The sequence below is a fragment of the Vibrio sp. D173a genome, from assembly GCF_030248475.1.
The window spans coordinates 1-848 of the sequence record NZ_JAHGAH010000723.1 but is presented as its reverse complement, the minus strand read 5'-3'; the positions used below and the strand labels follow the sequence as shown (position 1 = coordinate 848).

Genomic DNA, 848 nt, shown 5'->3' with positions numbered 1-848 from the left:
TCATCACATTTTTAAACGCAAACGATCGCGCGGTCAAAGATTCATCAATTCGGTCGAATTAGTTCGGAATAGGTGAGTTTTTCCATTAAAAAAAGCGACAATATTCACTGTCGCTTTTCATGACTTTTAGCTTTATGGCACATACGTCCAGCGAATTAAAACAATTCCAATCACTATAATTAGGTAGCAGAACGTGACTTTATAACGTCCACGTTGCGAATTTACGCGATTTGTTCCAACTTTCATTTACCATCATTCAACCAATTGAAAGTCGTATCGACCATCGTTTTCTGCTCGCTCTCTGATCAATAACACATCTTCGTGGAAGGTCAGTGCGAGTAATTGATCACTGTATTCGTACAGGTAAGAGACCGAATGTTGTTTGTTGAGTACCTGTTTTGGCTTTCCCAGAAGGGCAATAACTTGTTCTCTGGTCGTGCGCTTTTCAATCAGCAATTCAAGCTTTGCGGCATCAAACCGCTCTGGTCTCTCGATCATCTGACGCAACTAAAACGACATCCAAACCGCTCCCATCAACAGAGCCAACAACATCAGCAATGATTTATTCAACACAATACCTCTCCTAAACTCAATCTCGAAGGCTACCACTAAAGAGGTGTAAAGGCTGTAAGCTGTTGTAAGAGAGGATTCTATCCCTGCGACATAACGTCATTGCCATGGCTTACCGATCAATATTGCTCTGCGGTGACAAACGCCGCGCTGGTTTTATCTGTCGATAGCTCAAAACAGTACTCTGCATGTTTTTTCAAACACTGGAACACTTCAGCGTCGAGCTTATGGTTTTGAACGTGGTCATCTAATATCGCCAGTGTCTGTTCTAAGCTCAT

1 protein-coding gene is annotated in these 848 nt (G+C 42.2%); it reads right to left on the bottom strand.

Translation table 11 applies throughout. From position 1 onward, the window contains the following. Nucleotides 1-252: 252 nt before the first annotated feature. Nucleotides 253-498, bottom strand: a complete 246-nt coding sequence (locus KIV40_RS28800) for a hypothetical protein (RefSeq protein WP_285352644.1) — start codon at nt 496-498, stop codon at nt 253-255. Nucleotides 499-848: the final 350 nt, after the last annotated feature.

Coding starts and splice junctions, on each gene's coding strand:
- KIV40_RS28800 (WP_285352644.1), bottom strand. CDS start 498: ATGATCGAGAGACCAGAGCGGTTTGATGCCGCAAAGCTTGAATTGCTG.